Source organism: Saccharopolyspora sp. NPDC000359 (assembly GCF_040300525.1).
Lineage (GTDB): Bacteria > Actinomycetota > Actinomycetes > Mycobacteriales > Pseudonocardiaceae > Saccharopolyspora.
In genome coordinates this window covers 1-26,203 of the sequence record NZ_JBEPDU010000008.1, presented here as the reverse complement: position 1 = coordinate 26,203, position 26,203 = coordinate 1, and the positions used below count along the sequence as shown (strand labels likewise).

Sequence of the window (26,203 nt, the reverse complement as noted above, 5' to 3'; positions counted from 1 at the left end):
CGCCACCGCCAACCTGTGTTAGGCGCTGGTCAAGCACGCTAAGTTGGTCGGCGGGGAGAGGCGGTCCTCCACCGAGGAGGAGGAACTGAGATGTCGGTGAACAGGTCGTGAACACCGTCGATGGAGCAGCATGAGCGCGGGCCACATCGACTCCGTGCTGGCGCTGGTTGACGAGGTGCGCTTCGCGTTCCAGCCGTTGATCAACATCAAGACCGGGGCCATCGTCGCCGTCGAGGCGCTGGCCCGTCCGACCGGGACGCACGTCCAGGAGCTGTTCCGCGAAGCCGCTCGGCAGCGGCGGCTGACCGAGCTGGACGTGGCGCTGGCCACCGCGGCGCTGAGCGCTGCCGCCGAGCACGAGTCCCTGCTGCCGCTGCACATCAACATCTTCGGCGGCACCGTCACCCACGACCTGCAGCGGCTCGACCTGGTGCGCGAGCGGCTGCGCCAGATCGGCCGCCGCGAGCAGGAGGTGACGTTGGAGATCGGGCCGCCGTTCGCCCGGCTGAACACCGACGACCTGCTGGCCGGGGTGGACAAGCTGCGCGCCGACGGGTTCCAGATCGCGCTGGACGGCGTCGGCGAGGGCGACGTGCCGCTGGCGCTGATCGCCGACATCGGCCCGGCCGCGGTCAAGCTGGACCGCGCGGTCGTCCAGCAGCTGCCCGAGAGCCCGGCGCGGGTGGCGTTGATCGAGTCGGTGCGGCACCTGTGCGAGGCCACTGACAGCCAGCTGGTCGCCGAGGGCGTGGAGAACGAGCGCCAGCTGACCACGCTGCGCCGGAACGGGGTCCGCCTGGTGCAGGGCAACCTGCTGGCCCCCGCGGCGCGGCGACCCCCGACGGCCAGCAGCGTGCCCGGCGTGGCGGCGGAGGTGACCGATCCGCACGGTCCGCCGATCACCTCGCTGGCCAGCGACCCCCGGGTCACCGAGTTCCTGTCCCCGGCGACGATCCTGCCCACCGACGTCACCGCGGACAAGGTGCGCGGGGTGCTGGCCGACCGCCCGGAGATCAGCGGCGTGGTGCTGGTCGACGAGGAGAACCGCCCGCAGTGGACCATCGACCGCAACCGGTTCCTGCTCGCGGTGACCGGCCCGTACGGGCACGCCCTGCACGCCAAGCGGCCCGCGTCGCGGCTGGCCGACGAGCCGCGGGTGGTGACCACCGCGACCACCGCGATGGAAGCGCTGAGCCTGGTGACCCGCTCCGACCAGTACCGGATGTACGACGACGCGATCGTGGTCGACGAGTCGGGCCGGTGCCTGGGCGCGGTGCGCGCCGGTGACCTGATCCGCGGCATGGCGGAGCTGAAGGTGGAGGAGGCCGCGGCCTTGAACCCGTTGACCCGGCTGCCGGGCAGCGACGCGATCGCCCGCGACGTCACCCGACGCATCGCCGCCGACGAGGTCTTCGCGGTGAGCTGGCTGGACATCGACGGCTTCAAGACGGTCAACGACACGGCGGGCTTCTCCGCCGGCGACGACCTGATCCGCGCGATCGGCCGGAGCCTGACCGATGCGGCCACCGCGCTGAGCTCGGTGCAGGTCGGGCACGTCGGCGGGGACGACTTCCTGCTGGTGGCCGACCTGGACGACCTGGTGGCGCTGGCCGAGTTGGTGCTCGACCCGGAGCGCTCGGCGGGCGGCGTGGCGGTGAGCCTGTCGCTGGCGACCCTGGTGTGCACCCCGAGCACGGTGGAGGGCTACGACGAGGTCTCCAGCCGGCTGGCGCCGCTGAAGAAGCACGCCAAGTCGCTGGCCGGGTCGAGCTGGGTGATGTCGCGCCCTGGTTCGGACCGCATCGAGGTGCTGCGCGGCAAGCAGCGCCACCAGGAACATCCGCCCAGGTCATGAGCCTCCCACTGGGAGGATCACTCGCGCGGACGATTGCCGCGGCCCACCGCGACCACCCTAGGCTGGTGGCCGATCCCCGCAGCCGCAGTTCGCAGCCACGGCATGGAGCTGCCGCAAGCGCGTAGCGCTCGACCCACCCCCGCAACTCGCACCGCCGGAGGAGCACCCGCAGTTCAGGGGCCCCGAGGTTCCGCTACCTGCACCGCTACGCCGAACGAGCCGGGAATCAACAGGTCGTTCTGACAACGTTGTCAAGGCCGTGGGAGGGCTTGTGCCAGCACATCGCCGTCAGCTCACCACCACCGCAGTACTGCTGTTGACCGCGCTGATCGCCACCCAGCTACCCGCCACCGCGCAACCCACCGACCCGGTGCGGGCGGTGAACACCTTCATCGGCACCAAGGACGAGGGCAACACGTTCCCCGGCGCCTCCGCGCCGTTCGGCATGACCCAGGTCAGCCCGATCGGCACGCACTACGCGGGATGGCGCTACGACGACACCCGGATCAAGGGCTTCGGCCACTTCTTCCTCTCCGGCGCGGGCTGCTGGGAGCAGGGCGGGCTGGTCTCAACCCTGCCCACCACCGGCAGCATCGGCGCTGGACCGGGCCACGACTTCGACATCACCGCGCCAGCCACGTTCGACCAGGACCAGTACGCAGCCACCTACACCCACGACGGGGAGGTCGGCGAAGCGGGCTACTACCGGACCCGCCTGACCGACTACGGCGGCATCGACGTGGAGGCCACCGCCGACACGCGGGTCGGCGTCGAGCGCTACACCTTCGACACCGGCCCGGCGCACGTCTTCCTCAACGTCGGCCAGGCCAACGAGCGCAACCCGGTCAAGGCCAGCGGGCTCGAGGTGGTGGACGAGCAGACGGTCCGGGGGTGGGTGCGCAGCAAGGGCTTCTGCGGCGGCCGGGATTACACGCTCTGGTTCACCACCCGCTTCGACAAGCCGGTCGAGTCCTTCGGCACCTGGCAGCCCGACGGCGGCCAGTTCGACCGCCGCTCGGTCTCCGGCGGCGAAGGCCTGCGCGGCGCGTGGCTGACCTTCGCCGACGACCAGGTCACCGCGACCACCTCGATCTCCTACGTGGACGCCGCGGGCGCGGACGCGAACCTGGCGGCCGGAGGTTCCCGCGACTTCGAGCAGGTCCGCGACCAGACCCAGGACCACTGGCGCCGCGAACTCGACCGGATCCGGGTGCGCGGCGCAACACCCGACGACGCAGCGGTCTTCTACACCTCGCTGTACCACGTCCTGCTGCAACCGTCGACCGCCACCGACGCCGACGGCCGGTACCGCGGCTTCGACGACGCGGTCCACCGCGCCGACGACTGGACGTACTACCAGTTCTTCTCGCTGTGGGACACCTACCGGACGCAGAACCAGCTGCTGGCCCTGCTGGTCCCGGACCGCGCGCGGGACATCGCGCGCAGCGTCCTGGCGATCGACGAGCAGGGCGGCTGGCTACCGCGCTGGGCGTACGCGAACTTCGAGACCAACACCATGGCCGGCGACCCGGTCACCCCGTTCCTGGTGGACCTGTGGCGCTTCGGCGCGCTGGAGGGCCGCGAGCAGCAGGCCTACGAGGCGCTGCGGCGCAACGCCACCGAGGTCCCACCGGCTGACTCGCAGTTCGGGGGCCGCGCGGGCAACCACTCCTACCTCTCGCAAGGATTCGTGCAGTACGACCCGGACTTCCCGAAGAAGGGCCAGGACGTCGACCCGGCGCACGGCGGCTCGGCCACCATGGAGTACGCGCTGGCCGACTGCTCGCTGTCCATGCTGGCCCGAGCCCTGGGCCGCACCGAGGACGCGGCGCGTCTGGCCGAGCGCGGCCGGAACTGGCGCACCGTCTGGGACCCGGCGGTGCACGACGCGGAACGCGGCTTCACCGGTTTCCCCCGCCCCAGGAACGCCGACGGAACCTGGTTCGACCCCTACGAACCGATCTCGGACAAGGGCTTCCACGAGGGAACAGCCTGGCAGTACCAGTGGCTGACCCAGCAGGACGTCCCCGGCCTGCTGGACGCGGTCGGCGGAGCGGAGCAGGCCGAGGAGCGCCTGGACACGTTCTTCGCCCACGACGAGCTCATCCAGGACCCAGCCCGCACGGCCCGCGAGGACTGGGTGATCGACCCGTACGACTACTACGGCCAGTTCCGCTACAACCCGAACAACGAACCAGACCTGCACGCCCCGTGGATGTACTCGCTGATCGGCCAACCGGCGAAGACATCAGCGGTGGTCCGCGCCCAGCAAACCCTGTTCACCAACGCCCCCGACGGCGTGACCGGCAACGACGACCTGGGCACGATGTCGGCCTGGTACGTCTTCAGCGCCCTGGGCCTGTACCCCGCGGTGCCGGGAACCGGCCAGTTCATCCTGAACGCCCCGCGGTTCCCCGAAGCAGTGGTGCACCTCCCCGGAGCAACCCCGCTGACCATCAAGGCCCCGGCCGCCAACGGCGCGGAACTCCAGTACGTGGACGAAGTCCGAGTCGCCCACACCCCGAAGAACCAGGTGTGGCTTTCCCTGGAGGACCTCCGAACGAGCGGCACCATCCACCACACCCTCTCCACCACCCCCACCGACTGGGCAACAACCCCAGGAGCAACCCCACCCTCCCCCTGCGCAGCGGGGTGACGGCAGCGGAGGCGGTGCTGACCTCGGCACCGCCTCCGTCCTCGGTCACGGGATGTTCGGGGCTGGGCCCAGGGCGTTGAGGGCTTCTACGATCGTTTCCTCTTCGTGGGTGAAGTGGACTTCTAGCTCTCGGGTCAGGGTTTCGAGGCGGTTCTTCAGGAGCTCGGGGTCCGTTGCACCCGGTTCGTATGCGTCCACGAGGCGGCGGATCTCCTCCTGTAGGTGGGCCACGACCTCGTGTTCCCTGCCGAGCTCCTCGAGCGTTGGGGCTAGTTCTGGGTGCTGCTGGGCAAGCATCGGGAAGGCGCCCCGGTCCTCGCCGGTGTGGTGTTGCTTGATCGCGGCGCAGAACTCCGCGCAGTGCTCGCGCAGCTGCTGGGCCAGGTTCGGCTTCGCGCGTTGGAGTTCAGCGGAACTGCCGGTGTCGGCGATGATCTCGTCCAGTTGGCGGTGGAGGTCGGCTAGCTCCTCGCGCAGCCAGTTGTGGGCCTCCACCAGGAAGTCACCCAGGCCGCGGACCCGGTCCTCGTCCTGAGTGGACTCCTCGGTGATGCGGTGGAGGGTCACCACGGGGATCACCCTCGTCGTCTTCTCCTGATAGTCGCGCATTCCCTCGTTCTGCGCCGCTACCGCGGCGAACAGCTCGTCCCGTCGTTCGCCGGTTTCGACGACTGCCGTGGCTTCGTACGACTCCGTGCCGGTTTCCACCGTGACGTGGGGGTTCTTCTGGATGTTGTAGTACCAGGACGGGTTCTTCGGGCCGCCCATCACCGAGGCGACCACCAGTGGTTGGCCGTCGATCTCGAAGTAGCCCAGCGGGGTTTCCCGGCGTTCGCCCGTGCGGGCACCCGTCGTCGTCAGCACGCACACCGACCAGCCCGCCATCCAGCCGGAGAGCTTTCCTCCGTGCTCGCGGAACTCCGCTACCACCTCCCTGTTGAAGGCGTGCACGTCGAAATCCTGTGATGCGTCCGTCTTGTGCTCGGTCATGCAGTCCTTCCAGATCTTCGCTTCGATCGGAGGGGTTCAACACCGAGGTGCGGACACGCGGAAAGGCCACGCTGGCCGGGTGCGCGGAGGCAGGCACGTTTGATCGCAGGCGCCATCAGGCGGCAGATTCAATCAGACGAAACCAGGTGCGAGGCACGTTCGATCGTGTCGCAACTCGATGGTGGCTTGAGAAGCCCTTACCTCCATGCGCTAGGCCCATCCGGGGCGCGGTTGGAGGCTAGCAGTTGGCTGTCTTGGACTGCAAGGCCGTTGTTCCCGAGGCTGGGGCTCGTAGCGGTTCCGCCGTTGGCGGGGCCATCCCCGCGACTTGGGGAGCCCTACGGGATGCGCTCCGTTTTGACCCCATGCCACGGGGATGGCCTGGCGTGGGATGGTTTCGGCTTGATGCGGACGCGGGGCTCTTCGGTGCGGCTGAGGCTGGCTTGGGTTGCGCTGACTGTTGTTCTTCCCCGCCTCACCGTCGCCTCCGGGTTCATCGCTCGTCGGACAGCTTTCGTTGCGGAACAGCGTTTTTGGGCTTCCACCTCGTGATTCGTGTTGCTGCGGAGCACATCTCGATGATCACCAGATTCAGCGACAGCAACGTGCTCGAAATCCTGTTCGATGCTTGGGATACTCGAGTCATGAGCCCGCTGAATGCGAACCCCGTTGCGACTCCCGGCCAGAGCGCCGGCACAGTCGCGACCACGACCGCGCCCACGGACGTGCCCGTGCCTGGTGCTGCGGTCGGCTCGTCGTGGGCCGAACCGTCCCCGGCCTCCTACACCGATGCCGAGCTGACGTACCGGATCGCGGAGATCGAACGAGCCATCCGGCAGGCGAGGATGGCGCAGCTGAAGCTCATCGCCGAAGCTGACCGCCGCCGGGTGTTCGCCGCGCAGAGCGCGCGGTCCACCCAGACCTGGCTGCAGGACCTGCTGCGCATTGACTCCCGCGAAGCCAAGGCGCGCGTGCAGGTCGCTTCCGACGTGACGCCCAGCCCGGATGAGCGGGGCGAGCCGTCGACAGCCCTCCCCTTCGCCGCCCAGACCTTGTCCGAGGGACGCGTGGGGATCGAGCACGCGACGATCATCGCGCGTTGCGTCCGCACCCTGCCCGAGTCGGCGCGACACCGCGCAACCGAGGTCGAGGCGCTCCTCGCCGAGAACGCACGCCGAATGTGCCCGCGTGACTTGGCGAAGCTGGCCGAACGGATCAAGTACACCCTCGACCGGGAGGGGGCGTTGCGCGACGAGCACGCCCAGCACGAGGCGCGGGAACTGCACTACGCGACTGCCCGCGACGGCATGCTGGTCATCAAGGCACGCCTGGACCGCGAAACCGGGGCGAAGTTCGTGGCAGCCCTTCGCCCCCTGGCCGCGCCGCACCCCGAGAGCGACGGCGAGAAGGACGCGCGCACAGTCGGGCAGCGCAACGCCGACGGCTTCGCGGCGATGGTCGACCTGGTCCTCGACTCCGACCAGATGCCGCGCACCGGCGGCCAGCGCCCCCACCTGACCGTCACCATCGACTTCGACGACCTCAAGCAACGAGCAAGCACCACGCCCGGCACCCTGACGGCGACCGAGCAGTCCATCACCGCCGAGAACGTCCGCCGCATCGCCTGCGACTGCGAGGTCCTGCCCATGGTCCTCGGTGGCGACAGCCTCCCCCTCGACGTGGGAACCACTCAGCGAACCGCACCAACCCACATCCGCGCCGCCCTGCTGCAGCGCGACGGGGCCTGCGCGTTCCCGGACTGCGACCGCCCGCCGGGTACTCCGCAAGCTCACCACATCAAGCACTGGATCGACGGCGGCCCCACCGAGATCAACAACATGGTGATGCTCTGCCCGCACCACCACCGCAGGATCCACGACCGGCACTGGTCGATCACCATGCGAGGCGGCCGACCGATGTTCACCCCACCATCCAGTGTGGACATGACAAGGAGGCCGAAGCCCGGCGGCAAAGCCCTACCCGCCGCCTACCGGGACACCCTCCGGAAACTCATCCCCACTCCAAGAACCTCGGAGGGCACCCGATGACGCCCACTCCCACCAGCCGGGCGCCACCCCCGCACGCCCAAAAAAATCTCACACCCACAACACGCCGCCAGGCGACCAACACCCAGGCCAACAACCCGGCTCAACCCCGAGCGCGTCACCGCAACAACAGACCACCACAACACCTAACAGCAGGAGTGACCGATGCGCCGACCCACCCACAACCAACCCGAGATCAGCCGCAACCACGCACGAACGCGACCCGAAAGCCGAAAAGTGCTCCGATCCCACACCGGGCCATCCCCGTGACATGAAGCCAGAACGGGACTGATGGCCCACCGGCGGCGGAACCGCTACAAGCCCCAACCACGGCGAAGCACCAAGAGCACCTTGACAACTGCACAGCGGAAAACGAAATCCAAGCCGAGCAGAAGGATCAGGGGTGCTGGGCAACGAAGCCCAGCACCCCTGATCCGAGAAACCGCAAGACCGTCAGGAGGTCACACGGTGAACCCGAGAGCACGCAGCTGCTCACGGCCTTCCTCGGTGATCTTCTCCGGCCCCCACGGCGGCATCCACACCCAGTTGATGCGGAAGTCCTTCACCAGGCCACCACCGGGCCCACCGGTCAGCGCAGCCCGCGCCTGGTCCTCGATGACATCGGTCAGCGGGCACGCCGCCGACGTCAACGTCATGTCGACGGTGGCGGTGTTGTCCTGCTCAACCCGGATGTCGTAGACCAAGCCGAGGTCGACGACGTTGATGCCCAGCTCGGGGTCGACGACGTCGCGCATCGCCTCCTCGACGTCCTCCAGCGCGGCAACCTCGGCGGACGGCGCGGCCTGCTCGGGCAGCGCCTCAGCGGTCCGCTCCACGTCGGTTTCCTGCTGCACCGGGGCTTGCTCGCTCATGAAGCCTCCTCGACAACTACGCGGGACACCGCGTCCTTGAAAGCCATCCAACCCAGCAGCGCGCACTTCACGCGCATCGGGTACTTCGCCACGCCCGCGAAGGCGATGCCGTCCTCCAGCACGTCCTCGTCCGGCTCCACCTTGCCGCGCCCGTGCATCAGCTCGCTGAACGCCGCCTCGGTGGTCATCGCCTCCTTCAGCGGCTTGCCGACCACCAGGTCGGTCAGCACCGACACGGAGGCCTGGCTGATCGAACAGCCCTGCCCCGCGTAGGACACGTCGTCCACGATCGCGTCCTCACCGGCACCGGTCAACCGCACCCGGAGGGTCACCTCGTCGCCGCAGGTGGGGTTCACCTGGAACGACTCGGCGTCGAAGGGTTCCCGCAGCCCGTGGCGGTGCGGGTTGCGGTAGTGGTCCAGGATGATCTCCTGGTACATCTGCTCCAGCTGCATGAAGAGTTCCCCGGCAGGTCCGGTCAAGCCACCCCGAAGAAGCGCTGCGCCTCGCGCACCGCATCCACCAACGCCTTGACCTCGTCCAGTTCGTTGTACAAGTAGAAGGACGCCCGGACGGTCGCCGGAATTCCCATCCTGCGGTGCAGCGGCCAAGCGCAGTGGTGCCCGACCCGGACCTCCACCCCGCGGTCGTCCAGCACCTGGCCAGCATCGTGCGGGTGCACGCCGTCGATCGTGAACGACACCGTGCCGCCGCGGTCCTCGGTGCTGGTGGGTCCGATGATGCGCACGCCGTCGACAGCCGACAGCTCGCGCAGCACCAGCTCGGTGAGCTGCCGCTCGTGCTCCTCGACGCGGTCCATGCCGATCGCGGTCAGGTAGTCCACCGCCGCGCCCAGGCCGATCGCCTGGGAGGTCATCGGCACACCCGCCTCGAACCGCTGCGGTGGCGCCGCGAACGTGGAGCGCTCCATGTGCACCAGCTCGATCATCGAACCGCCGGTGATGAACGGCGGCATCGCCGCCAGCAGCTCGCGGCGGCCGTAGAGCACCCCGATGCCGGACGGGCCGAGCATCTTGTGCCCGGAGAACACCGCGAAGTCCACGCCGAGGGCCTTGAAGTCCACCGGCTTGTGCGGCACCGACTGGCAGGCGTCCAGCACCACCAGCGCGCCGACCTGGTGGGCCCGCTCGACGATCCGCTCCGTCGGGTTCACCGTGCCCAGCACGTTGGACTGGTGGGTGAAGGCCACCACCTTGGTCCGCTCGGTGATCACCCCGTCCACGTCGGACAGGTCCAGGCGCCCCTCGTCGGTCACCCCGAACCAGCGCAGCGTGGCACCGGTCCGCTCGCACACCTGCTGCCACGGCACCAAATTGGCGTGGTGCTCCATCTCGGTCACCACGACCTCGTCGCCCGGGCCGAGGCGGAAGCGTTCGGCCTCCGCCCCGGCCGTCGCGGCGTTGCTCATCGCGTAAGCGACCAGGTTGACGCCCTCGGTGGCGTTCTTGGCGAACACCACCTCGTCGACGTCCACACCCACGAAGTGGGCGATCCGTTCTCGGGCGCTCTCGTACGCGTCCGTGGCCTCCTCGGCGAGCTGGTGCGCACCGCGGTGCACCGCCGCATTGGAGTGCTCCAGGAAGGAGCGCTCCGCGTCGAGCACCTGGCGCGGCCGTTGCGAGGTCGCCCCGGAGTCGAGGTAAACCAGGCGTCGCCCGTCGCGGATGGTACGTCCCAGGATCGGGAAGTCCGCGCGGATCGCCGCCACGTCCAACGGCGTGCTCGCACCCTCGGTGCGAGGAGGCTGAACGGTCATGACTGGGCTGCCGCCTCCTTCTTGCCGGTGAAGCGCACGTAACCGCTGGCCTCCAGCTCGTCGGCCAGCTCGGCACCACCGGACTCCACGACCTTGCCGTCGGCGAAGACGTGCACGTAGTCCGGGGTGATGTGCTTCAGGATCCGGGTGTAGTGCGTGATCAGCAGGACGCCCTTGCCGCCCTTACCGTGGTAGCGGTTGACGCCCTCGGAAACCACCCGCAGGGCGTCGACGTCCAGGCCGGAGTCGGTCTCGTCCAGGATCGCGAACTTCGGGTCCAGCAGGTCCAGCTGCAGGATCTCGTGCCGCTTCTTCTCACCGCCGGAGAAGCCCTCGTTGACGCTGCGTTCGGCGAACGACGGGTCGATGTCCAGGTCCGACATGGCCTGCTTGACTTCCTTGACCCACTTGCGGATCTGCGGCGCCTCGCCGCGGACCGAGGTCGCGGCGGTGCGCAGGAAGTTCGACATCGACACGCCCGGCACCTCGACCGGGTACTGCATGGCGAGGAACAGGCCCGCGCGGGCCCGCTCGTCGACGCTCATCTCCAGCACGTCCTCGCCGTCCAGCAGCACCGTGCCGGAGTCGATCTGGTACTTCGGGTGACCGGCGATGGCGTAGGCCAGCGTCGACTTGCCCGAGCCGTTCGGGCCCATGATCGCGTGGATCTCGCCCGAGCGGATGGTCAGGTTGACGCCGTTGAGGATCGGCTTCGCGCCTTCCTCGGTGAGGACCGAGCCGTGCAGGTCCTTGATCTCCAGGGTGGCCATTCTTCTTCGTTCTCCTGTTTCGGGCTTGCGGGTCAGGCGCCGACGACGGCGAGTTCGGCCTCGATGGCGGCTTCCAGCCGCTCCCGGACCTCGGGCACGGTGATCTTCTGCAGCAGCTCGCCGAAGAACCCGCGCACCACCAGGCGGCGGGCCTGGTCCTGCGGGATGCCCCGGGCCTGCAGGTAGAACAGCTGCTCGTCGTCGAAGCGGCCGGTGGCGCTGGCGTGCCCAGCACCCTCGATCTCGCCGGTCTCGATCTCCAGGTTCGGCACCGAGTCGGCCCGCGCACCCTCGGTCAGCACCAGGTTGCGGTTGAGCTCGTAGGTGTCGGTGCCCTCGGCCGCGGCCCGGATCAGCACGTCGCCGATCCACACCGAGTGGGCCGAGTCGCCCTGCAGCGCGCCCTTGTAGAGCACGTTGCTGCGGCAGTTGGGCACCGCGTGGTCGACCAGCATCCGGTGCTCCAGGTGCTGGCCGGAGTCGGCGAAGTACAGGCCGAGCAGCTCGGCGTCCCCGCCCTTGTCGCCGTAGTTGACGGTGGTGTTGACCCGGACCAGGTCACCGCCGAGGGTCACGGCCAGGTGCCGGAACACCGAGTCGCGACCCAGCGCGGCGTGCTCCGAGCTGACCTGGGTGGCGTCATCGGCCCAGTCGTGCACCGACACGACGCGCAGCTGCGCACCGTCGCCGACGACGAACTCGATGTTCTCGCCCAGCGTGCCGGAGCCGCGGTAGTCGACGACGACCACGGCTTCGGCGAACTGCTCGGCGCGCACCTGCAGGTGCCCGAAGGCCACCTGGCCCTCGCCGGGCCCGTGCACCGTGACGGTGATCGGGCCCTCCGGCTTGGTGTCCTTGGGGACGGTGATGACGGTGGCCTCGGTGAACGAGCTCCACGCCTGCGCGGCGACCCGGTCGGCCGGGACGCCGCCGTTGCCGATCCGCGCGTCGTCGCGGCCCACGGTCTCCACGGTCGCCCCGTCACCGGTGACCTCGACGGTGATGTTGCCGGTGGCGGTCGCGGTGCCGTCGTGCAGGCCCTTGAGCCGCTTCAACGGGGTGAACCGCCAGTCCTCCTCGCGGCCGCCGGGGACCTCGAAGGCCTCGACGTCGTAGGAGGTGAAGCGCGAGCCCCGCGACGACTGGGGGACGACGACGCCCCCGCCGTGCGAGTGCTCGCCGAGGCCGTGCTGGGCGTCGGTCTTGGTGGTGCTCGTCATCTCAGCCGACGGCCCCTTCCATCTGCAGCTCGATCAGTCGGTTCAGTTCCAGTGCGTATTCCATCGGCAGCTCGCGGGCGATCGGCTCGACGAAGCCGCGCACGATCATCGCCATCGCCTCGTCCTCGGTCAGACCGCGCTGCATCAGGTAGAACAGCTGGTCGTCGCTGACCTTGGACACCGTCGCCTCGTGGCCCATCGACACGTCGTCGACTCGGACGTCCACGTACGGGTAGGTGTCGGAGCGGCTGATGGTGTCGACCAGCAGCGCGTCACACTTGACGTTCGACGAGGAGTGGTGGGCGCGCTTGGCGACCTTCACCAGACCCCGGTAGGAGGTGCGACCACCACCGCGGGCGATCGACTTGGAGACGATCGTCGAGGAGGTGTGCGGCGCCAGGTGCTCCATCTTCGCGCCCGCGTCCTGGTGCTGGCCCTCACCGGCGAACGCCACCGAGAGCACCTCGCCCTTGGCGTGCTCGCCCATCAGGAACACCGACGGGTACTTCATGGTCACCTTGGAGCCGAGGTTGCCGTCGACCCACTCCATGGTTGCGCCCTCTTCGGCCTTGGCGCGCTTGGTGACCAGGTTGTACACGTTGGTCGACCAGTTCTGGATCGTCGTGTAGCGGCAGCGGCCGCCCTTCTTCACGACGATCTCCACGACGGCCGAGTGCAGCGAGTCACTGGAGTAGATCGGCGCGGTGCAGCCCTCGACGTAGTGCACGTAGGCGCCCTCGTCGACGACGATCAGGGTCCGCTCGAACTGGCCCATGTTCTCGGTGTTGATCCGGAAGTAGGCCTGCAGCGGGATGTCCACGTGCACGCCCGGCGGCACGTAGATGAAGGAGCCGCCCGACCACACCGCGGTGTTCAACGCGGAGAACTTGTTGTCACCGGCCGGGATGACCGAGCCGAAGTACTCCTTGAACAGCTCCGGGTGTTCCTTGAGGCCGGTGTCGGTGTCCAGGAAGATGACGCCCTGGGCCTCGAGGTCCTCGCGGATCTTGTGGTAGACGACCTCGGACTCGTACTGGGCGGCCACACCCGCGACGAGCCGCTGCTTCTCCGCTTCCGGGATGCCCAGCTTGTCGTAGGTGTTCTTGATGTCCTCCGGCAGGTCCTCCCAGGTCTGGGCCTGCTGCTCGGTGGAGCGGACGAAGTACTTGATGTTGTCGAAGTCGATGCCGGACAGGTCGGCACCCCAGTTGGGCATCGGCTTGCGGTCGAACAACCGCAGCGCCTTCAGCCGGGCCTCGAGCATCCACTCCGGCTCGTCCTTCTTGGCCGAGATGTCGCGGACGACGCCCTCGTCCAGGCCACGGCGGGCGCTGGCACCCGCGACGTCCGGGTCGGCCCAGCCGTACTCGTAGCTACCGACGCTGGCCAGGATCTCGTCCTGGCTCAACTGCTGGTCAGCCGTGGTGGGTGTGCGCTGCTCCGCAGCGGCAGTCATACGGGCTCCCCTCCATCAGGAATCGGGGCGGTGTTCGGGTCGGGATCCGCGAACCGCGTGGTCGGCACGTGCGTGGTGCAGACCGAATCGCCGTTCGCGATGGTGGCCAACCGCTGCACGTGGATGCCGAGGACTTCGGCGAAAGCCGCCGTCTCGGCCTCGCACAGCTGCGGGAAGTCCGCAGCGACGTGCGCCACCGGGCAGTGGTGCTGACAGAGCTGCTCGCCACTTCCGACGCTGCGCGTCGAGGCAGCGTAGCCCTCCCTGGTGAGCGCGTCGGCAAGAGCCTCCGCGCGCTTGGACGGGCTGTCCGCGGCGGCCAGCGCCTCGCGGTGGTTGGCCACCAGGGCGGCCATCCGTCGCTCGGCGAACTCGCGCACCGCCTGCTCGCCATCGTGCTCGGCGATGAACCGCAGCGCCGCCACCGCCAGGTCGTCGTAGGCGTGTCCGAACCGGGCCCGTCCCACCTCGGTGAGCAGGAAGAGCTTGGCGGGTCGGCCACGACCACGACGGCTCCGCGGGGAGGACTCCCGGGTGTAGGCCTCGCCTTCGGCGACCAGCACGTCGAGGTGCCGGCGCACCGCGGTGGGGCTCAGCCCGAGTTCCTCGGCCACCGCCGCTGCGGTGATTGGTCCCTGTTCCAGCAGCAACCGCGCAACCGTGTGCCGGGTGCGCCCATCGCCGTGCGTGCCGGGCTGGGCGGCCTGGCCCGGCTCGGCCGCCGCAGCGGTTGACGTCCCGACGTTTTTCACAACACGAATGTTACCTATTTCGGCACAGGACACCAGGACGCGGGGCCGACCCGTGAGCTGACTCACGCGATTACGCTTCGTCGTCGTGGCGGCAGGCGAAGCGACGAGCAAGCGACCAGTGACCGAAGAGGCGGCGGAGCCCCTCGACCGCGCGGAGCGGCGACAGCTGGACGTGGTCCGCCGGTTCGGCACCACCGGCTCGCTGGTGCTCGCGGTCGGCTCGATCGGCGCCGGGGCGGCCCCGGTGGACAACCCGCTGTCCGGCGCGCGGCTGATCGGGCTGCCGGTCCGGGTGCCGACGGTGGCGATGGCCTGCTGCTGGCTGGGCATCCTGATGATCGTGATCGCCTGGCTGTGGCTGGGCCGGTTGTGCTGGCCGGGCCGCGGCCGGATGCTGTCGGTCACCCAGCTGGCCCGCACGCTGGCCATGTGGGCGCTGCCGCTGGCGCTGGCACCGCCGCTGTTCAGCACCGACATGTACAGCTACCTGGCGCAGAGCGAGGTGGCCGCGCGCGGCTTCAACCCGTACGTGCTGGGCTCGGCCGCCGCGCTGGGCGTGGACCACCCGTTCACCGCGAACGTGCCCAACATCTGGCGCGACACCCCGTCCCCCTACGGCCCGCTGTTCCTGATGTTCGGGCAGCTGATCTCCCGGATCGTCGGCGATGACGTGGTGTTCGGGGTGCTGGTGTGGCGCGCGGTGATGCTGTGCGGCCTGGCGCTGGCGATCTGGGCGATCCCGCGGCTGGCGCGACGCTGCGGCGTGCACCCGTCCGCCGCGCTGTGGCTCGGCGCGGCCAACCCGATCGTGCTGTTCCACGTGGTCAGCGGCATGCACAACGAGGCCCTGATGGTCGGCATCATGCTGGCCGCGATCGAGCTGGGCCTGCGGTACCAGACGGTGCCGGGCATGATCGCCGCCGGCGTGCTGCTGAGCGTGGCCGGGGCGATCAAACCGCCGGGCTGGATCGCGCTGGGCTTCTTCGGCATCTACCTGGCGCTGCGCCGGGGCGGCCGGTTCCGGGACCTGTGCCAGGTGGCGGCGCTGCTGACCGCGGTGTTCCTGGCCACCATGACGGTGATCACGCTCGTCAGCGGTTGGGGGCTGGGCTGGGTCGACACCTTCGACGTGCCCAACCGGGTCAAGACGTTCATGGCGCCGCTGACCGCGTTCGGCATGACCGGTGGCGGCCTGAGCACCCTGCTGGGGCTGGGTAACCAGACCGACGCGATGCTGGTGATCACCAAGATCATCGGCTACCTGCTGGTCGCGGTGGTGTGCCTGCGGATGCTGTGGTTGTCCTTCCGCGGCCGCGTCGAGCCGCTGGCCGGGCTGGGCATCACCTACCTGACGCTGGCGCTGGCCGTCCCGGTGCTGTGGCCCTGGTACCTGCTGTGGTCGGTGGTGCCGCTGGCGCTGGCGACCAACAACAACCGGTTCCGGGTCACCGCGGCGGTGATCTGCGCCGCGGTCTCGCTGTTCGTGCCGCCGACCGGGGCGGGCTTCCCGCTGCGCGCCTACCAGATCCCGCTGGCCGTGGTCGCCGCGGTGATCGCCTTCGCGATCACGCTGTGGCTGGTGCGTGGCAAGGTGCCTAGGCTGCTGCCGACCCGCGGCGGTGTTCGGCCGGTCACGCAATAGGCTTGGATTTCGTGAGCAACGCCGATGGTCCGGCCGTCCAGCTGCGCGGGCTGAAGAAGCGCTTCGGCGACACCGTCGCCGTGGCTGGCCTCGACCTGTCCCTGCCGCGCGGCAGCGTCCTGGCGCTGCTCGGGCCGAACGGCGCGGGCAAGACGACGACGGTGGAGATCTGCGAGGGTTTCCAGCGCCCCGACTCCGGTGAAGTCCGCGTGCTCGGCCTGGACCCGCAGACCCAGTCCGAGGCGCTTCGGCCGCGGATCGGCGTGATGCCGCAGGGCGGCGGCGCTTATCCCGGGGTGCGGGCCGACGAGATGCTGGACCTGGTGGCTGCCTGCGCGGCCGATCCGCTGGACCCGGCCTGGCTGCTGGAGGTGCTCGGGCTCGCCAACGCCCGCCGCACCCCCTACAAGCGGCTCTCCGGTGGTCAACAGCAGCGGCTGTCGCTGGCGTGCGCGCTGGTCGGGCGCCCGGAGCTGGTGTTCCTCGACGAGCCCACCGCGGGCATGGACCCGCAGGCGCGGCGGCTGGTGTGGGACCTGGTGGGCGCGCTGCGCCGCGACGGGGTGAGCGTGCTGCTCACCACGCACCTGATGGACGAGGCCGAGGCGCTGGCCGACCGGGTGGTGATCGTGGACCACGGTCGCGCGGTCGCCGACGGCACCGCCGCGGAGCTGACCGAGCCCGAGGACGGCAAGCAGGAGCTGCGGTTCCGCTCCCAGACCGGGCTGGACCTGAACCTGCTGCTGGCCGCGCTGCCGGAGGACTGCCAGGCCAGCGAGCTGCGGCCCGGTGACTACGTGGTGCGCGGGGTGGTCGACCCGCAGGTGGTGTCCACGGTGACCGCGTGGTGCGCGCAGCACGGGGTGCTGGCGCAGGAGCTGCGGGTGAGCCGCCGCAGCCTGGAGGACGTCTTCCTGGAGTTGACCGGACGGGAGCTGCGATCGTGAACACCGAGGCCAACGCCGCCCCCGAGCTCGGCAACCAGTTCCCGGCCGGGACCTTCAGCCCCGCCCCGGGCCGGGGCCGTCCGCTGCGGATGCTGCTGGCGCAGACCCGGATCGAGGCGCTGCTGATCGTCCGGCACGGCGAGCAGGCGCTGCTCACGCTGATCATCCCGCTGGCGCTGCTGATCGGCCTGAGCACGCTGCACATCGGCGACCTGCCGGAGCCGCGGGTGAATTCGGTGATGCCGCGCATCATGGCGCTGGCGGTGATGTCCACGGCGTTCACCGGGCAGGCCATCGCGCTGGGCTTCGACCGCCGCTACGGGGTGCTCAAGCGCCTGTCCGCGACGGCACTGCCGCGCTGGACCCTCATCTCCGGGCGGGTGCTGGCGACGCTGCTGGTGGTGGCGTTGCAGGCGGTCGTGCTGGGGGTGGCCGCAGTGCTGCTGGGGTGGTCACCGGTGACCTTCGGGCTGCTGCCCGCCATCCCGATCCTGGTCCTGGGCACGCTGGCCTTCGGCGCGGCCGGGGTGCTGGTCGGCGGCGCGCTGCGGGCCGAGATCGTGCTGGCGCTGGCCAACGCGATCTGGTTCGTGCTGCTGCTGGCCGGTGGTCTGGCGCTGCCCGCGGCCGACCTGCCCGGGCCGTTGGGTGCGGTGGCCGGGTTCCTGCCGTCCGGCGCGCTTTCCGCAGCTCTGGACGCCGTGCTGGTCAACGGCGCGCTGCCGGGCCTGCAGCCGGTCGTCGTGCTGCTCGCCTGGGGCGCGGTGTGCGGGGCGGTGGCGGTGCGCACCACGCGCCTGACCTGACCGGTGACGGCGGGCGCGGCTCGGCTCTAGGGTGTGGACCATGACGAAGATCGCCCGCCGGGCCAAGAACGCCCTGGAAGTCATCCACTCGATGATCTACTTCGCCCCGGAGGCCGACGACGGCTTCGCCGAGCTCGGCCTGGAGCGGGGCCGGATGTCCTACTACGCGGGCCGAGCAGCGGCGATGGGACCGGTCGGGGCCGGTGTGGTGGCGGCGACCTTCTACAACTTCAACCCCGAGTCGATCGCCAAGCACATCCCGCGAGCCTGGTCGATCGCCTCCCCCAGCGCGGTGCTCGACGCCCGCCTCCGCGCCGCCGACGCGGCGCTGCGCCGGATGCTCGGCGAGGTCGACTCCCCGGCGATCGCCGAAGCGGCCGAGCTGGCCCGCGAAGCCAGCCAGGCGTGCCACCCGGAGGGCAAGCCGCTCTACGCCGCGCACGCCGACCTGGACTGGCCGGCCGAACCGCACCTCCAGCTCTGGCACGCCATCACCCTGCTGCGCGAGTTCCGCGGTGACGCGCACATCGCGGCGCTGCAGCGCGCCGAGCTCGACGGCTTGCAGGCGCTGGTGCTGCACAGTTCGACCGGCGACGGTTTCACCCCGACCGCGGCACGGGAGCTGCGCGAGTGGAGCGAGGACCAGTGGGCCGCGACCGAGCAGGAGCTGCGCGAGCGCGGCCTCGTCGGCGATGACGGCGGAGTCAGCCAGGCCGGCCTCGCGCTGCGCGAGGAGATCGAGGCCGAGACCGACATGATGTCGATGGCCCCGTGGCGCGCCCTGGGCGACGCCAAGGTGGAAGCGCTCATCGACACGGGCCGCGGGCTGACCCGCGCGCTGCTGAAGGCCGGTGCGGTGCCACGGGATCTGTTCGGGCGCAGCTGACCCAGGCCTGCGGACGGGCGGGTTCCAGGCCGCGGCTACCATCGATTCGTGCCGCTTCCAACGTGGATCTCCCGCCCGACCCCGCGCGTCGTGCGCGTGCTGGCCCTGGCGGTGCTGGTGATGCAGGCGCTGATCTCCGTGACCGGCGTGACCGTTCGCGTGACCGGGTCCGGGCTCGGCTGCCCGACCTGGCCGGAGTGCTTTCCCGGCAGCATGGTGCCGGTCGAGCACCCCGAGGTCGCCACCCTGCACCAGGTGATCGAGTTCGGCAACCGGCTGCTGACCGGGGTGATCGGCTTCGTCGCGCTGGCCTGCTTCGTGGCCGCGCTGCGCTGCCGCCCGCGGCGCAAGCGGCTGGTCCGGTTGGCGCTGATCATGCCGGTGGGCGTGCTCGCGCAGGCGATCATCGGCGGCGTGACGGTGCGCGTGAACCTGGCCTGGTGGAGCGTCTCCGTGCACTTCATGGCCTCGGCGGTGCTGATCTGGCTGGCCACGGTCCTCTACAAGGCCACCAAGGAGGGCGACCGCGAGCCGGTCGGCGTGGTGCCGACCCCGATGCGCAGGCTGCTGGTCGCGCTGGTCGTGGTGACCGCCGCCGTGCTGGTCGCGGGCACCCTGGTGACCGCGGCGGGCCCGCACGCCGGCGACCCGGACACGCCGCGGCTCAACCTGCCGGTGCACACCCTGGTCCAGGTGCACGGCACGCTGGTGATGGCCTACGTGCTGCTGCTCGCGATCTTCGGCGTGTGGCTGCGCAGCGCCCGCCCCACCAAGGCGCTGCTGCGGGCCTACGGCTCGGCCTGCGCGATGGTGCTGGTCCAGGGCGCGATCGGGTCGGTCCAGTACTACCTCGGCGTCCCGGAGGCGATGGTCGTGCTGCACATGGCCGCGGCGACGCTGGTGATCATCGTCACCGCCCTGCTGTGGGGCGAGTCCCGCCACCGCGGCGCGCTGCCCGAGCCGAGCGAGGTCAAGGCCGCCGAGCCCGCCGCGGTCTGACCGGGTCAGAAGCGGAGCTTCGGCTTGCCCTCGCGCTCCCAGCGGCGCCAGAGCTCGGGCATCTCGCCAGCCAGCCACTGGTAGAACTCGTGCACCGTGCGCAGCCGCCGGGCGCGCTCGCCCTGGCCGCTGAACATGCGCAGCCCGGCCGCGGTCAGCTCCTCCAGGCCGGTGACCCGCTGCATCCGGTGGCGCACCAGCTCCGGCCAGCGGTCCTCCTCCACCCGGTACAGCGCCGCTTCGCGGCCCTGCCGGGTCGTCTTGGAGACCACGCCGAGCCGCATCAGCAGCCGCACGTTGGTGCTGATCGAGCCGGTGCTGGCGGCCAACGCGAGGGACAGCTCCGCGGCGGTGCGCTCCGGCGGGTCGCAGACGAGCAGGAACGCCAGGATCCGCCCGGCGATCAGCGGCATGCCCTCGCTGGCCTCGAAGTGCGCCGCCATCTGCTCGATCCACTCCGACATGGCCGGTCGATCGGTGCGCTGCACGTATTCGGGCACGACGACTCCAGGTGATCGAGTTCAGTCCTCGCTGAAAAGGTAAACCACAGCGAAGCCTGCGACCAACCTCCTACCGGCGTGTCGCGGCGCGAGGGGCTCAGCGGGCGCGCGGACCAGCCATCTTCCGGCGGTGCTCGGCGCCGATCTTCACCGCGGCGACGGTCTCCCCGTCCCACTCGTGGGCGGACAGCCCCTCGACGGCCTCGACCAGCGCGTTGCCGGTGGCGACATCGGGCACCACGACGTCGCCGAAGCGGCCGTCCGCCCCGATCAGGACGACGCGGGCGCCGACCTGGCCGAGGTTCTCCACGACCGCCCGGGCGGACTTGCCGTGCGCGGCGACGAAGGCCTCGGCCGTCGCGATCGCCTTGGGCGCGGGTGCGGTGGTCTCTTCGGTAGCCGTCATGTCCGGAATCTTAGATCAGGGGAAGATCCAGCGGAGCGGACCAGTTGCAGCAGATGAGGACGACAGCGAAGGAGTCAGCATGCGAGCCATCCGGGTAGCGGAGCACGGCGGACCCGAGGTCCTGCAGCCCACCGAGGTCGAGGCTCCGGAACCGCAGCCCGGCCACCTGCTGGTCGAGGTCGCGGCGATCGGCGTGAACTTCATCGACACCTACCAGCGCAGCGGCGCCTACTCGGTGCAGGTGCCGTTCACCCCCGGTTCCGAGGGCGCGGGCGAGGTGGTCGCGGTGGGCGAGGACGTGACCGGGTTCGCGGTGGGCGACCGGGTCGCCTGGGCGATGACCCCGGGCAGCTACGCTGAGCGGGCGCTGGTGCCCGCCGACAAGGCGGTCCGGGTCCCGGCGGGGGTGGACGCCCGCACCGCGGCCGCGGCGATGCTGCAGGGCCTGACCGCGCACTACCTGGTCACCTCCACCCACCCGGTGCAGACCGGCGAGACCGCGCTGGTGCACGCCGCGGCTGGTGGCATGGGCCTGCTGCTGACGCAGCTGATCAAGCACTGCGGCGGCAACGTCATCGGCACCGTGTCCACCGCGGAGAAGGAGGAGCTGGCCCGCGCGGCCGGGGCCGACGAGGTCATCCGCTACACCGAGGAGGACGTGGCCTCGACGGTCGCCGACCTCACCGACAACCGCGGCGTGGACGTGGTCTACGACGGAGTCGGCAAGACCACCTTCGACGCCAGCCTGGCCAGCCTGCGCCCGCGCGGCATGCTCGCGCTGTTCGGCGCGGCCAGCGGCCCGGTGCCCCCGGTGGACCCGCAGCGGCTGAACTCGGCCGGTTCGGTGTTCCTGACCCGCCCCAGCCTGGCGCACCACATCCTGACCCGCGACGAGCTGGAGTGGCGGGCCGGTGAGCTGTTCGACTGGATCGCCACCGGGGTGCTCGACATCCGCGTCGGCGGCACCTACCCGCTGGCGGAGGCCCGCCGCGCCCACGAGGACCTGGAGGGTCGCCGCACCACCGGCAAGCTCCTGCTGCTGCCGTGACCGCGCGCCTGCCCCGGTCCGTGCGACCGGGGCAGGTCTACCAGGGCCAGCCGAGCACCGGCAGGCCCAGCGCCGAGTCCACCGCCAGCGCCACGAACACGATCATCAGGTACGTGTTGGACAGGTGGAACAGCTTCATCGGCTTGGTCTTCTCGCCGCGCTTGGTCGCCGCGTGCAGCCGGTGCGCCAGCAGCAGGAACCACGCCCCCGCCAGCGCCGCGAAGGCCGCGTAAAGCCAGCCGGTGGCCGGGACCAGCAGCAGCGTCCAGATCACCATCAGCCAGGTGTAGGCCACGATCTGGCGCGAGACGTAGGTCGGCTCGGCGACGACCGGCAGCATCGGCACCCCGGCGCGCTCGTAGTCGTCCTTGTACTTCATCGCCAGCGTCCACGTGTGCGGCGGCGTCCAGAAGAAGATCACGCCGAACATCACCAGCGCGGGCCAGTCGACCCGCCCGGTCACCCCGGCCCAGCCGATCACCACCGGCATGCAGCCCGCCGCGCCGCCCCAGACGATGTTCTGCGCCGTGCGGCGCTTGAGCAGCAGCGTGTAGACGAAGACGTAGAAGAGGATCGTGCTGACCGCCAGCACCGCGGCCAGCAGGTTGGCCGTCGCCCAGAGCGTGGCGAAGGAGCCGACGCCCAGCAGGATGCCGAAGACCAGCGCGTGCCGGTTGGACACCGTGTGCCGCACCAGCGGGCGCGCCCTGGTGCGCTTCATCACCTGGTCGATGTCGGCGTCCGCCACGCAGTTCAGCGCGTTCGCGCTGCCCGCGGCCATGGTGCCGCCGATCAGCGTGGCGATCACCAGCCACGGCGACGGGATGCCCCGCTCGGCCAGCAGCATCGCCGGGATGGTGGTCACCAGCAACAGCTCGATGACCCGCGGCTTGATCAGCCCGAGGTAGGCCTTCAGCAGCTCACCGGGCCGACGAGCGTGCCGCGTGCGGGAGACGTCGACTGCGGTGCTCACGACCGAATAGTAGGCGCGCTACTGAACCGCGCCTCGCGCGGGTGGTCACGACATCTCAAGTGACCCTGGTCACGCAGCGTTACAGGTACTCTGGGAACTGGTCCCGATCAGCTGGGTACCCGGTCGCTCTTCCGCGCGAAATCCGCCCCCAGGCGCAGTGTCGGGCGCCGCCGCACCACCGCCCCCGCAGGAGGTGGTGCAGCAATTCAGACGGGTCGGCGCGTGCCCGATCGGACACGACTAGGCTGCCCGTCGGACGAGGGATAACCGCGGTTCGAATCGGTCCAGCGACCGCATTCACCCGTCACCGGGAAACCGCCGAAGGAAAAACTTGGAGCTGCGTCCGTGTCCGTCACCGACGACCTTGCCCGCTTGACCACCAAGCGACTGCCCGAAGACTGGAGCGAGCTGGACCAGCGCGCGGTGGACACCGCCCGCGTGCTGGCCGCCGATGCGGTGGAGAACTGCGGCAGCGGCCACCCCGGCACCGCGATGAGCCTGGCCCCGGCGGCCTACGCGCTGTTCCAGCGCGTCATGCGGCACGACCCGAGTGACCCGGAGTGGATCGGTCGCGACCGGTTCGTGCTCTCCGCCGGCCACTCGAGCCTGACGCTGTACGTGCAGCTGTTCCTGTCCGGCTACGGCCTGGAGCTGGAGGACCTCAAGCAGCTGCGCAAGTGGGGTTCGAAGACCCCGGGTCACCCGGAGTACGGGCACACCGCCGGGGTCGAGACCACCACCGGCCCGCTGGGCCAGGGGCTGTCCACCGCGGTCGGCATGGCGATGGCCGCCCGCCGCGAGCGCGGCCTGTTCGACCCGGAGTCCGCCGCCGGGGAGAGCCCGTTCGACCACCACATCTACGTGATCGCCTCCGACGGCGACATCGAGGAGGGCGTCACCTCCGAGGCGTCGTCGCTGGCCGGCACCCAGCAGCTGGGCAACCTCACGGTGATCTACGACGCGAACGAGATCTCCATCGAGGACGACACCCGCATCGCGCTGTCCGAGGACACCGCGAAGCGCTACGAGTCCTACGGCTGGCAGGTCCTCACCGTGCACGGCGGCGAGGATGTCAAGGGCCTGCTGGAGGCCATCGAGACCGCCAAGGCCGAGACCTCCCGCCCGACCCTGGTCGTGCTGCGCACGGTGATCGGCTACCCGGCCCCGACCAAGATGAACACCGGCAAGGCGCACGGCGCCGCGCTCGGTGCCGACGAGGTCGCCGGGGTCAAGCAGGCGCTGGGCCTGGACCCGGAGCAGTCCTTCCAGGTCGACGACGAGGTGCTGGCGCACGCCCGCGAGGTCGCGGCCCGCGGCAAGGCCGCGCACGCCGAGTGGCAGGTCGCCTTCGACAAGTGGGCGGCGGCCAACCCGGAGCGCAAGGCGCTGCTGGACCGGCTCAGCGCCCGCGAGCTGCCGGCTGGCTGGCAGGAGAAGCTGCCGACCTGGGAGGCCGACGGCAAGTCCATCGCCACCCGCAAGGCCTCCGGTGAGGTGCTCAACGCGCTGGCCGACGTGCTGCCCGAGCTGTGGGGCGGTTCGGCCGACCTGGCGGAGAGCAACAACACCACGATGAAGGGCGTCGACTCGTTCGGCCCGGAGTCGATCTCCACCAGCTCCTGGAAGGCCAACCCCTACGGCCGCACGCTGCACTTCGGCATCCGCGAGCACGCGATGGGCGCGATCCTCAACGGCATCGCGCTGCACGGCGGCACCCGGCCCTACGGCGGCACCTTCCTGGTGTTCAGCGACTACATGCGCCCGGCGGTCCGGCTGGCCGCGCTGATGAAGGTCCCATCCATCTTCGTGTGGACGCACGACTCCATCGGCCTCGGCGAGGACGGCCCGACCCACCAGCCGATCGAGCACGTGGCCGCGCTGCGCGCGATCCCGGGCTTCTCGCTCGTCCGCCCGGCCGACGCCAACGAGACCGCGGCGGCGTGGAAGCGGATCCTCGAGGACCCGAGCGGCCCGGCCGGCCTGGCGCTGACCCGCCAGGGCGTGCCGACGCTGGAGGGCGTGAGCTCCGAGGGCGTCGCCAAGGGCGGCTACGTGCTGGCCGAGGCGGGCAGCGGCGAGCCCCAGGTGGTGCTCATCGCCACCGGCTCCGAGGTGCAGCTGGCCGTCGAGGCCAGGAAGGTCCTGGAGGCCGACGGCGTTGCCACCCGGGTGGTCTCGATGCCGTGCGTGGAGTGGTTCGACGCCCAGGACGAGGCCTACCGGGAGCAGGTGCTGCCCAGCTCGGTCAAGGCCCGCGTCTCGGTCGAGGCCGGCATCGCGATGCCGTGGTACCGGTTCGTCAAGGACGCCGGTGAGTCGGTGTCCATCGAGCACTTCGGCGCCTCGGCGGACTACAAGACCCTGTACGACGAGTTCGGCATCACCGTCGACGCCGTTGTGTCGGCGGCCCGGCGCAGCCTGAACAACCAGGCGTGAGCGGAGGAATTCCATGACCACGAACGCCAACCTCAAGGCGCTCAGTGAGGCCGGGGTCTCGATCTGGCTGGACGACCTGTCCCGCCAGCGGATCTCCTCGGGCAACCTGGCCGAGCTGATCAGCGAGCAGGCGGTCGTCGGGGTGACCAGCAACCCGACGATCTTCGCCAACGCGCTGTCCAACGCCGCGGACTACAACGAGAAGGTGCGCGAGCTGGCCGCCCGCGGTGCCGGCGTGGACGACACCGTCCGCGAGCTGACCACCGCCGACGTGCGCGACGCGGCGGACGTCTTCCGCAACGTCTTCGAGCAGACCGGCGGCGTGGACGGCCGGGTCTCGCTGGAGGTCGACCCGCGGCTGGCCCACGACACCGACCGCACCGTGGCCGAGGCCGTGGACCTGTGGAAGGCCGTGGACCGGCCGAACCTGATGGTCAAGATCCCGGCCACCGTGGAGGGCCTGCCCGCGATCACCCGCGTGCTGGCCGAGGGCATCAGCGTCAACGTCACGCTGATCTTCTCGGTGCAGCGCTACCGCGAGGTGATGGAGGCCTTCCTGTCCGGTCTGGAGCAGGCCAAGGCCAACGGCCACGACCTGGCTGGGATCTCCTCGGTCGCGTCGTTCTTCGTGTCCCGCGTGGACACCGAGATCGACAAGCGGCTGGAGAAGGTCGCCGGTGGTGAGGCGCTGCGCGGCAAGGCCGCCATCGCCAACGCCCGGCTGGCCTACGCCGCCTACCAGGAGGTCTTCGCCACCGAGCGGTGGAAGGCCCTGGAGGCCGCTGGTGCGAAGGCCCAGCGCCCGCTGTGGGCCTCCACCGGCGTGAAGGACCCGGCCTACTCCGACACCCGCTACGTCGACGAGCTGGTCGCCCCGAACACGGTCAACACCATGCCCGAGGCGACGCTGAAGGCCACCGCCGACCACGCCGACGTGCGCGGTGACACCGTCAGCGGTACCGCGGCCGCCTCCCAGCAGGTCTTCGACGACCTCGCCAAGGCGGGCATCGACCTCGACGACGTCTTCGCCGTGCTGGAGCGCGAAGGCGTGGAGAAGTTCGAGAAGTCCTGGACCGAACTGCTGGACACCGTCAACCAGCAGCTCGAGCAGGCCAAGTGAGCACCGTGGCGGGGGGGGGGGGGGGGCCCCCCCCCCCCCCCCACCAC

22 protein-coding genes are annotated in these 26,203 nt (G+C 70.3%); 11 read left to right on the top strand and 11 right to left on the bottom strand.

The window, feature by feature from the left end; all coding sequences use genetic code 11:
* Window positions 1–130 precede the first annotated feature (130 nt).
* Together ABT324_RS07755 and ABT324_RS07750 are read left to right on the top strand one after the other, a co-directional pair.
* Complete coding sequence (locus tag ABT324_RS07755) at window positions 131–1,855, top strand: GGDEF domain-containing protein (protein WP_351173384.1); 1,725 nt, start codon at window positions 131–133, stop codon at window positions 1,853–1,855.
* Window positions 1,856–2,126: 271 nt separating this feature from the next.
* Complete coding sequence (locus ABT324_RS07750; protein ID WP_351173381.1) at window positions 2,127–4,511, top strand: GH92 family glycosyl hydrolase; 2,385 nt, start codon at window positions 2,127–2,129, stop codon at window positions 4,509–4,511.
* 45 nt (window positions 4,512–4,556) lie between these two features.
* On the opposite strand, the gene ABT324_RS07745 is transcribed toward ABT324_RS07750, so the two are convergent.
* Window positions 4,557–5,501 carry a nitroreductase/quinone reductase family protein gene (locus ABT324_RS07745; RefSeq protein ID WP_351173378.1) on the bottom strand — a complete coding sequence of 315 codons (945 nt, stop codon included), beginning with the start codon at window positions 5,499–5,501 and terminating at the stop codon, window positions 4,557–4,559.
* A gap of 731 nt (window positions 5,502–6,232) precedes the next feature.
* Between ABT324_RS07745 and ABT324_RS07740 the strand changes: the two genes are divergently transcribed.
* A complete protein-coding gene (locus ABT324_RS07740; RefSeq protein WP_351173375.1) occupies window positions 6,233–7,549 on the top strand; it encodes an HNH endonuclease signature motif containing protein in 1,317 nt (438 codons plus the stop codon).
* 458 nt (window positions 7,550–8,007) lie between these two features.
* Here the strand turns inward: ABT324_RS07740 and ABT324_RS07735 are convergent, their stop codons facing one another.
* Genes ABT324_RS07735 through ABT324_RS07705 form a run of 7 tightly spaced genes read right to left on the bottom strand, consistent with a single transcriptional unit; the run spans window position 8,008 to window position 14,393 of the window.
* Window positions 8,008–8,418, bottom strand: coding sequence for a metal-sulfur cluster assembly factor (locus ABT324_RS07735; protein WP_351173372.1), 411 nt, complete (start codon window positions 8,416–8,418; stop codon window positions 8,008–8,010).
* Window positions 8,415–8,873 (bottom strand): Fe-S cluster assembly sulfur transfer protein SufU, encoded by a 459-nt coding sequence (sufU, locus tag ABT324_RS07730; protein ID WP_150068121.1) that lies wholly within the window; start codon window positions 8,871–8,873, stop codon window positions 8,415–8,417. The genes ABT324_RS07735 and sufU overlap by 4 nt, the downstream gene beginning before the upstream one ends.
* A gap of 23 nt (window positions 8,874–8,896) precedes the next feature.
* Window positions 8,897–10,195 carry a cysteine desulfurase gene (locus ABT324_RS07725; protein WP_351173369.1) on the bottom strand — a complete coding sequence of 433 codons (1,299 nt, stop codon included), beginning with the start codon at window positions 10,193–10,195 and terminating at the stop codon, window positions 8,897–8,899.
* The gene (gene sufC / locus ABT324_RS07720) at window positions 10,192–10,965 is read right to left on the bottom strand and encodes a Fe-S cluster assembly ATPase SufC (RefSeq protein ID WP_351173366.1); all 774 of its coding nucleotides are present in this window, start codon (window positions 10,963–10,965) and stop codon (window positions 10,192–10,194) included. Before sufC ends, ABT324_RS07725 begins: the two co-directional genes overlap by 4 nt.
* Before the next feature lie 32 nt (window positions 10,966–10,997).
* Window positions 10,998–12,185: a Fe-S cluster assembly protein SufD gene (gene sufD, locus ABT324_RS07715; protein ID WP_351173363.1), complete on the bottom strand. Its 1,188-nt coding sequence runs from the start codon at window positions 12,183–12,185 to the stop codon at window positions 10,998–11,000.
* Window position 12,186: 1 nt separating this feature from the next.
* The gene (gene sufB, locus ABT324_RS07710; RefSeq protein WP_351173360.1) at window positions 12,187–13,641 is read right to left on the bottom strand and encodes a Fe-S cluster assembly protein SufB; all 1,455 of its coding nucleotides are present in this window, start codon (window positions 13,639–13,641) and stop codon (window positions 12,187–12,189) included.
* Window positions 13,638–14,393 (bottom strand): helix-turn-helix transcriptional regulator, encoded by a 756-nt coding sequence (locus ABT324_RS07705; protein ID WP_351173357.1) that lies wholly within the window; start codon window positions 14,391–14,393, stop codon window positions 13,638–13,640. The genes sufB and ABT324_RS07705 overlap by 4 nt, the downstream gene beginning before the upstream one ends.
* Window positions 14,394–14,478: 85 nt before the next feature.
* On the opposite strand from ABT324_RS07705, the gene mptB reads away from it, so the two are divergent.
* Genes mptB through ABT324_RS07680 form a run of 5 tightly spaced genes read left to right on the top strand, consistent with a single transcriptional unit; the run spans window position 14,479 to window position 19,673 of the window.
* Window positions 14,479–16,035 carry a polyprenol phosphomannose-dependent alpha 1,6 mannosyltransferase MptB gene (gene mptB / locus ABT324_RS07700; RefSeq protein WP_351173354.1) on the top strand — a complete coding sequence of 519 codons (1,557 nt, stop codon included), beginning with the start codon at window positions 14,479–14,481 and terminating at the stop codon, window positions 16,033–16,035.
* A gap of 11 nt (window positions 16,036–16,046) precedes the next feature.
* On the top strand, window positions 16,047–16,982 hold the full coding sequence (locus tag ABT324_RS07695; protein WP_351173351.1) for an ABC transporter ATP-binding protein: 936 nt from the start codon (window positions 16,047–16,049) through the stop codon (window positions 16,980–16,982).
* Window positions 16,979–17,788 (top strand): ABC transporter permease, encoded by an 810-nt coding sequence (locus ABT324_RS07690; protein WP_351173348.1) that lies wholly within the window; start codon window positions 16,979–16,981, stop codon window positions 17,786–17,788. Before ABT324_RS07695 ends, ABT324_RS07690 begins: the two co-directional genes overlap by 4 nt.
* 40 nt (window positions 17,789–17,828) lie before the next feature.
* Window positions 17,829–18,674 (top strand): SCO6745 family protein, encoded by an 846-nt coding sequence (locus ABT324_RS07685; RefSeq protein ID WP_351173345.1) that lies wholly within the window; start codon window positions 17,829–17,831, stop codon window positions 18,672–18,674.
* Between the two features lie 48 nt (window positions 18,675–18,722).
* Window positions 18,723–19,673 (top strand): COX15/CtaA family protein, encoded by a 951-nt coding sequence (locus tag ABT324_RS07680; protein ID WP_351173343.1) that lies wholly within the window; start codon window positions 18,723–18,725, stop codon window positions 19,671–19,673.
* 5 nt (window positions 19,674–19,678) lie between these two features.
* Here ABT324_RS07680 and ABT324_RS07675 read toward each other — a convergent pair whose 3' ends face one another.
* Together ABT324_RS07675 and ABT324_RS07670 are read right to left on the bottom strand one after the other, a co-directional pair.
* On the bottom strand, window positions 19,679–20,173 hold the full coding sequence (locus ABT324_RS07675; RefSeq protein ID WP_351173340.1) for a GbsR/MarR family transcriptional regulator: 495 nt from the start codon (window positions 20,171–20,173) through the stop codon (window positions 19,679–19,681).
* A 97-nt stretch (window positions 20,174–20,270) separates the two neighbouring features.
* Window positions 20,271–20,579, bottom strand: coding sequence for a hypothetical protein (locus ABT324_RS07670; protein WP_351173338.1), 309 nt, complete (start codon window positions 20,577–20,579; stop codon window positions 20,271–20,273).
* Between the two features lie 79 nt (window positions 20,580–20,658).
* Between ABT324_RS07670 and ABT324_RS07665 the strand changes: the two genes are divergently transcribed.
* Window positions 20,659–21,627 (top strand): quinone oxidoreductase family protein, encoded by a 969-nt coding sequence (locus tag ABT324_RS07665; RefSeq protein ID WP_351173335.1) that lies wholly within the window; start codon window positions 20,659–20,661, stop codon window positions 21,625–21,627.
* 37 nt (window positions 21,628–21,664) lie between these two features.
* Here the strand turns inward: ABT324_RS07665 and ABT324_RS07660 are convergent, their stop codons facing one another.
* Window positions 21,665–22,546 (bottom strand): heme o synthase, encoded by an 882-nt coding sequence (locus ABT324_RS07660; RefSeq protein ID WP_502949712.1) that lies wholly within the window; start codon window positions 22,544–22,546, stop codon window positions 21,665–21,667.
* Window positions 22,547–22,945: 399 nt separating this feature from the next.
* On the opposite strand from ABT324_RS07660, the gene tkt reads away from it, so the two are divergent.
* The gene (gene tkt / locus ABT324_RS07655; RefSeq protein WP_351173329.1) at window positions 22,946–25,036 is read left to right on the top strand and encodes a transketolase; all 2,091 of its coding nucleotides are present in this window, start codon (window positions 22,946–22,948) and stop codon (window positions 25,034–25,036) included.
* 13 nt (window positions 25,037–25,049) lie between these two features.
* Window positions 25,050–26,156 (top strand): transaldolase, encoded by a 1,107-nt coding sequence (gene tal / locus ABT324_RS07650; RefSeq protein ID WP_351173327.1) that lies wholly within the window; start codon window positions 25,050–25,052, stop codon window positions 26,154–26,156.
* Window positions 26,157–26,203: the final 47 nt, after the last annotated feature.

Excerpts from the sequence above, each read along its gene's own strand:
- ABT324_RS07755 (WP_351173384.1), top strand. The coding sequence starts at position 131 with ATGAGCGCGGGCCACATCGACTCCGTGCTGGCGCTGGTTGACGAGGTG.
- ABT324_RS07745 (WP_351173378.1), bottom strand. The coding sequence starts at position 5,501 with ATGACCGAGCACAAGACGGACGCATCACAGGATTTCGACGTGCACGCC.
- ABT324_RS07735 (WP_351173372.1), bottom strand. The coding sequence starts at position 8,418 with ATGAGCGAGCAAGCCCCGGTGCAGCAGGAAACCGACGTGGAGCGGACC.
- sufU (WP_150068121.1), bottom strand. The coding sequence starts at position 8,873 with ATGCAGCTGGAGCAGATGTACCAGGAGATCATCCTGGACCACTACCGC.
- ABT324_RS07725 (WP_351173369.1), bottom strand. The coding sequence starts at position 10,195 with ATGACCGTTCAGCCTCCTCGCACCGAGGGTGCGAGCACGCCGTTGGAC.
- sufC (WP_351173366.1), bottom strand. The coding sequence starts at position 10,965 with ATGGCCACCCTGGAGATCAAGGACCTGCACGGCTCGGTCCTCACCGAG.
- sufD (WP_351173363.1), bottom strand. The coding sequence starts at position 12,185 with ATGACGAGCACCACCAAGACCGACGCCCAGCACGGCCTCGGCGAGCAC.
- sufB (WP_351173360.1), bottom strand. The coding sequence starts at position 13,641 with ATGACTGCCGCTGCGGAGCAGCGCACACCCACCACGGCTGACCAGCAG.
- ABT324_RS07685 (WP_351173345.1), top strand. The coding sequence starts at position 17,829 with ATGACGAAGATCGCCCGCCGGGCCAAGAACGCCCTGGAAGTCATCCAC.
- ABT324_RS07670 (WP_351173338.1), bottom strand. The coding sequence starts at position 20,579 with ATGACGGCTACCGAAGAGACCACCGCACCCGCGCCCAAGGCGATCGCG.
- ABT324_RS07665 (WP_351173335.1), top strand. The coding sequence starts at position 20,659 with ATGCGAGCCATCCGGGTAGCGGAGCACGGCGGACCCGAGGTCCTGCAG.
- tal (WP_351173327.1), top strand. The coding sequence starts at position 25,050 with ATGACCACGAACGCCAACCTCAAGGCGCTCAGTGAGGCCGGGGTCTCG.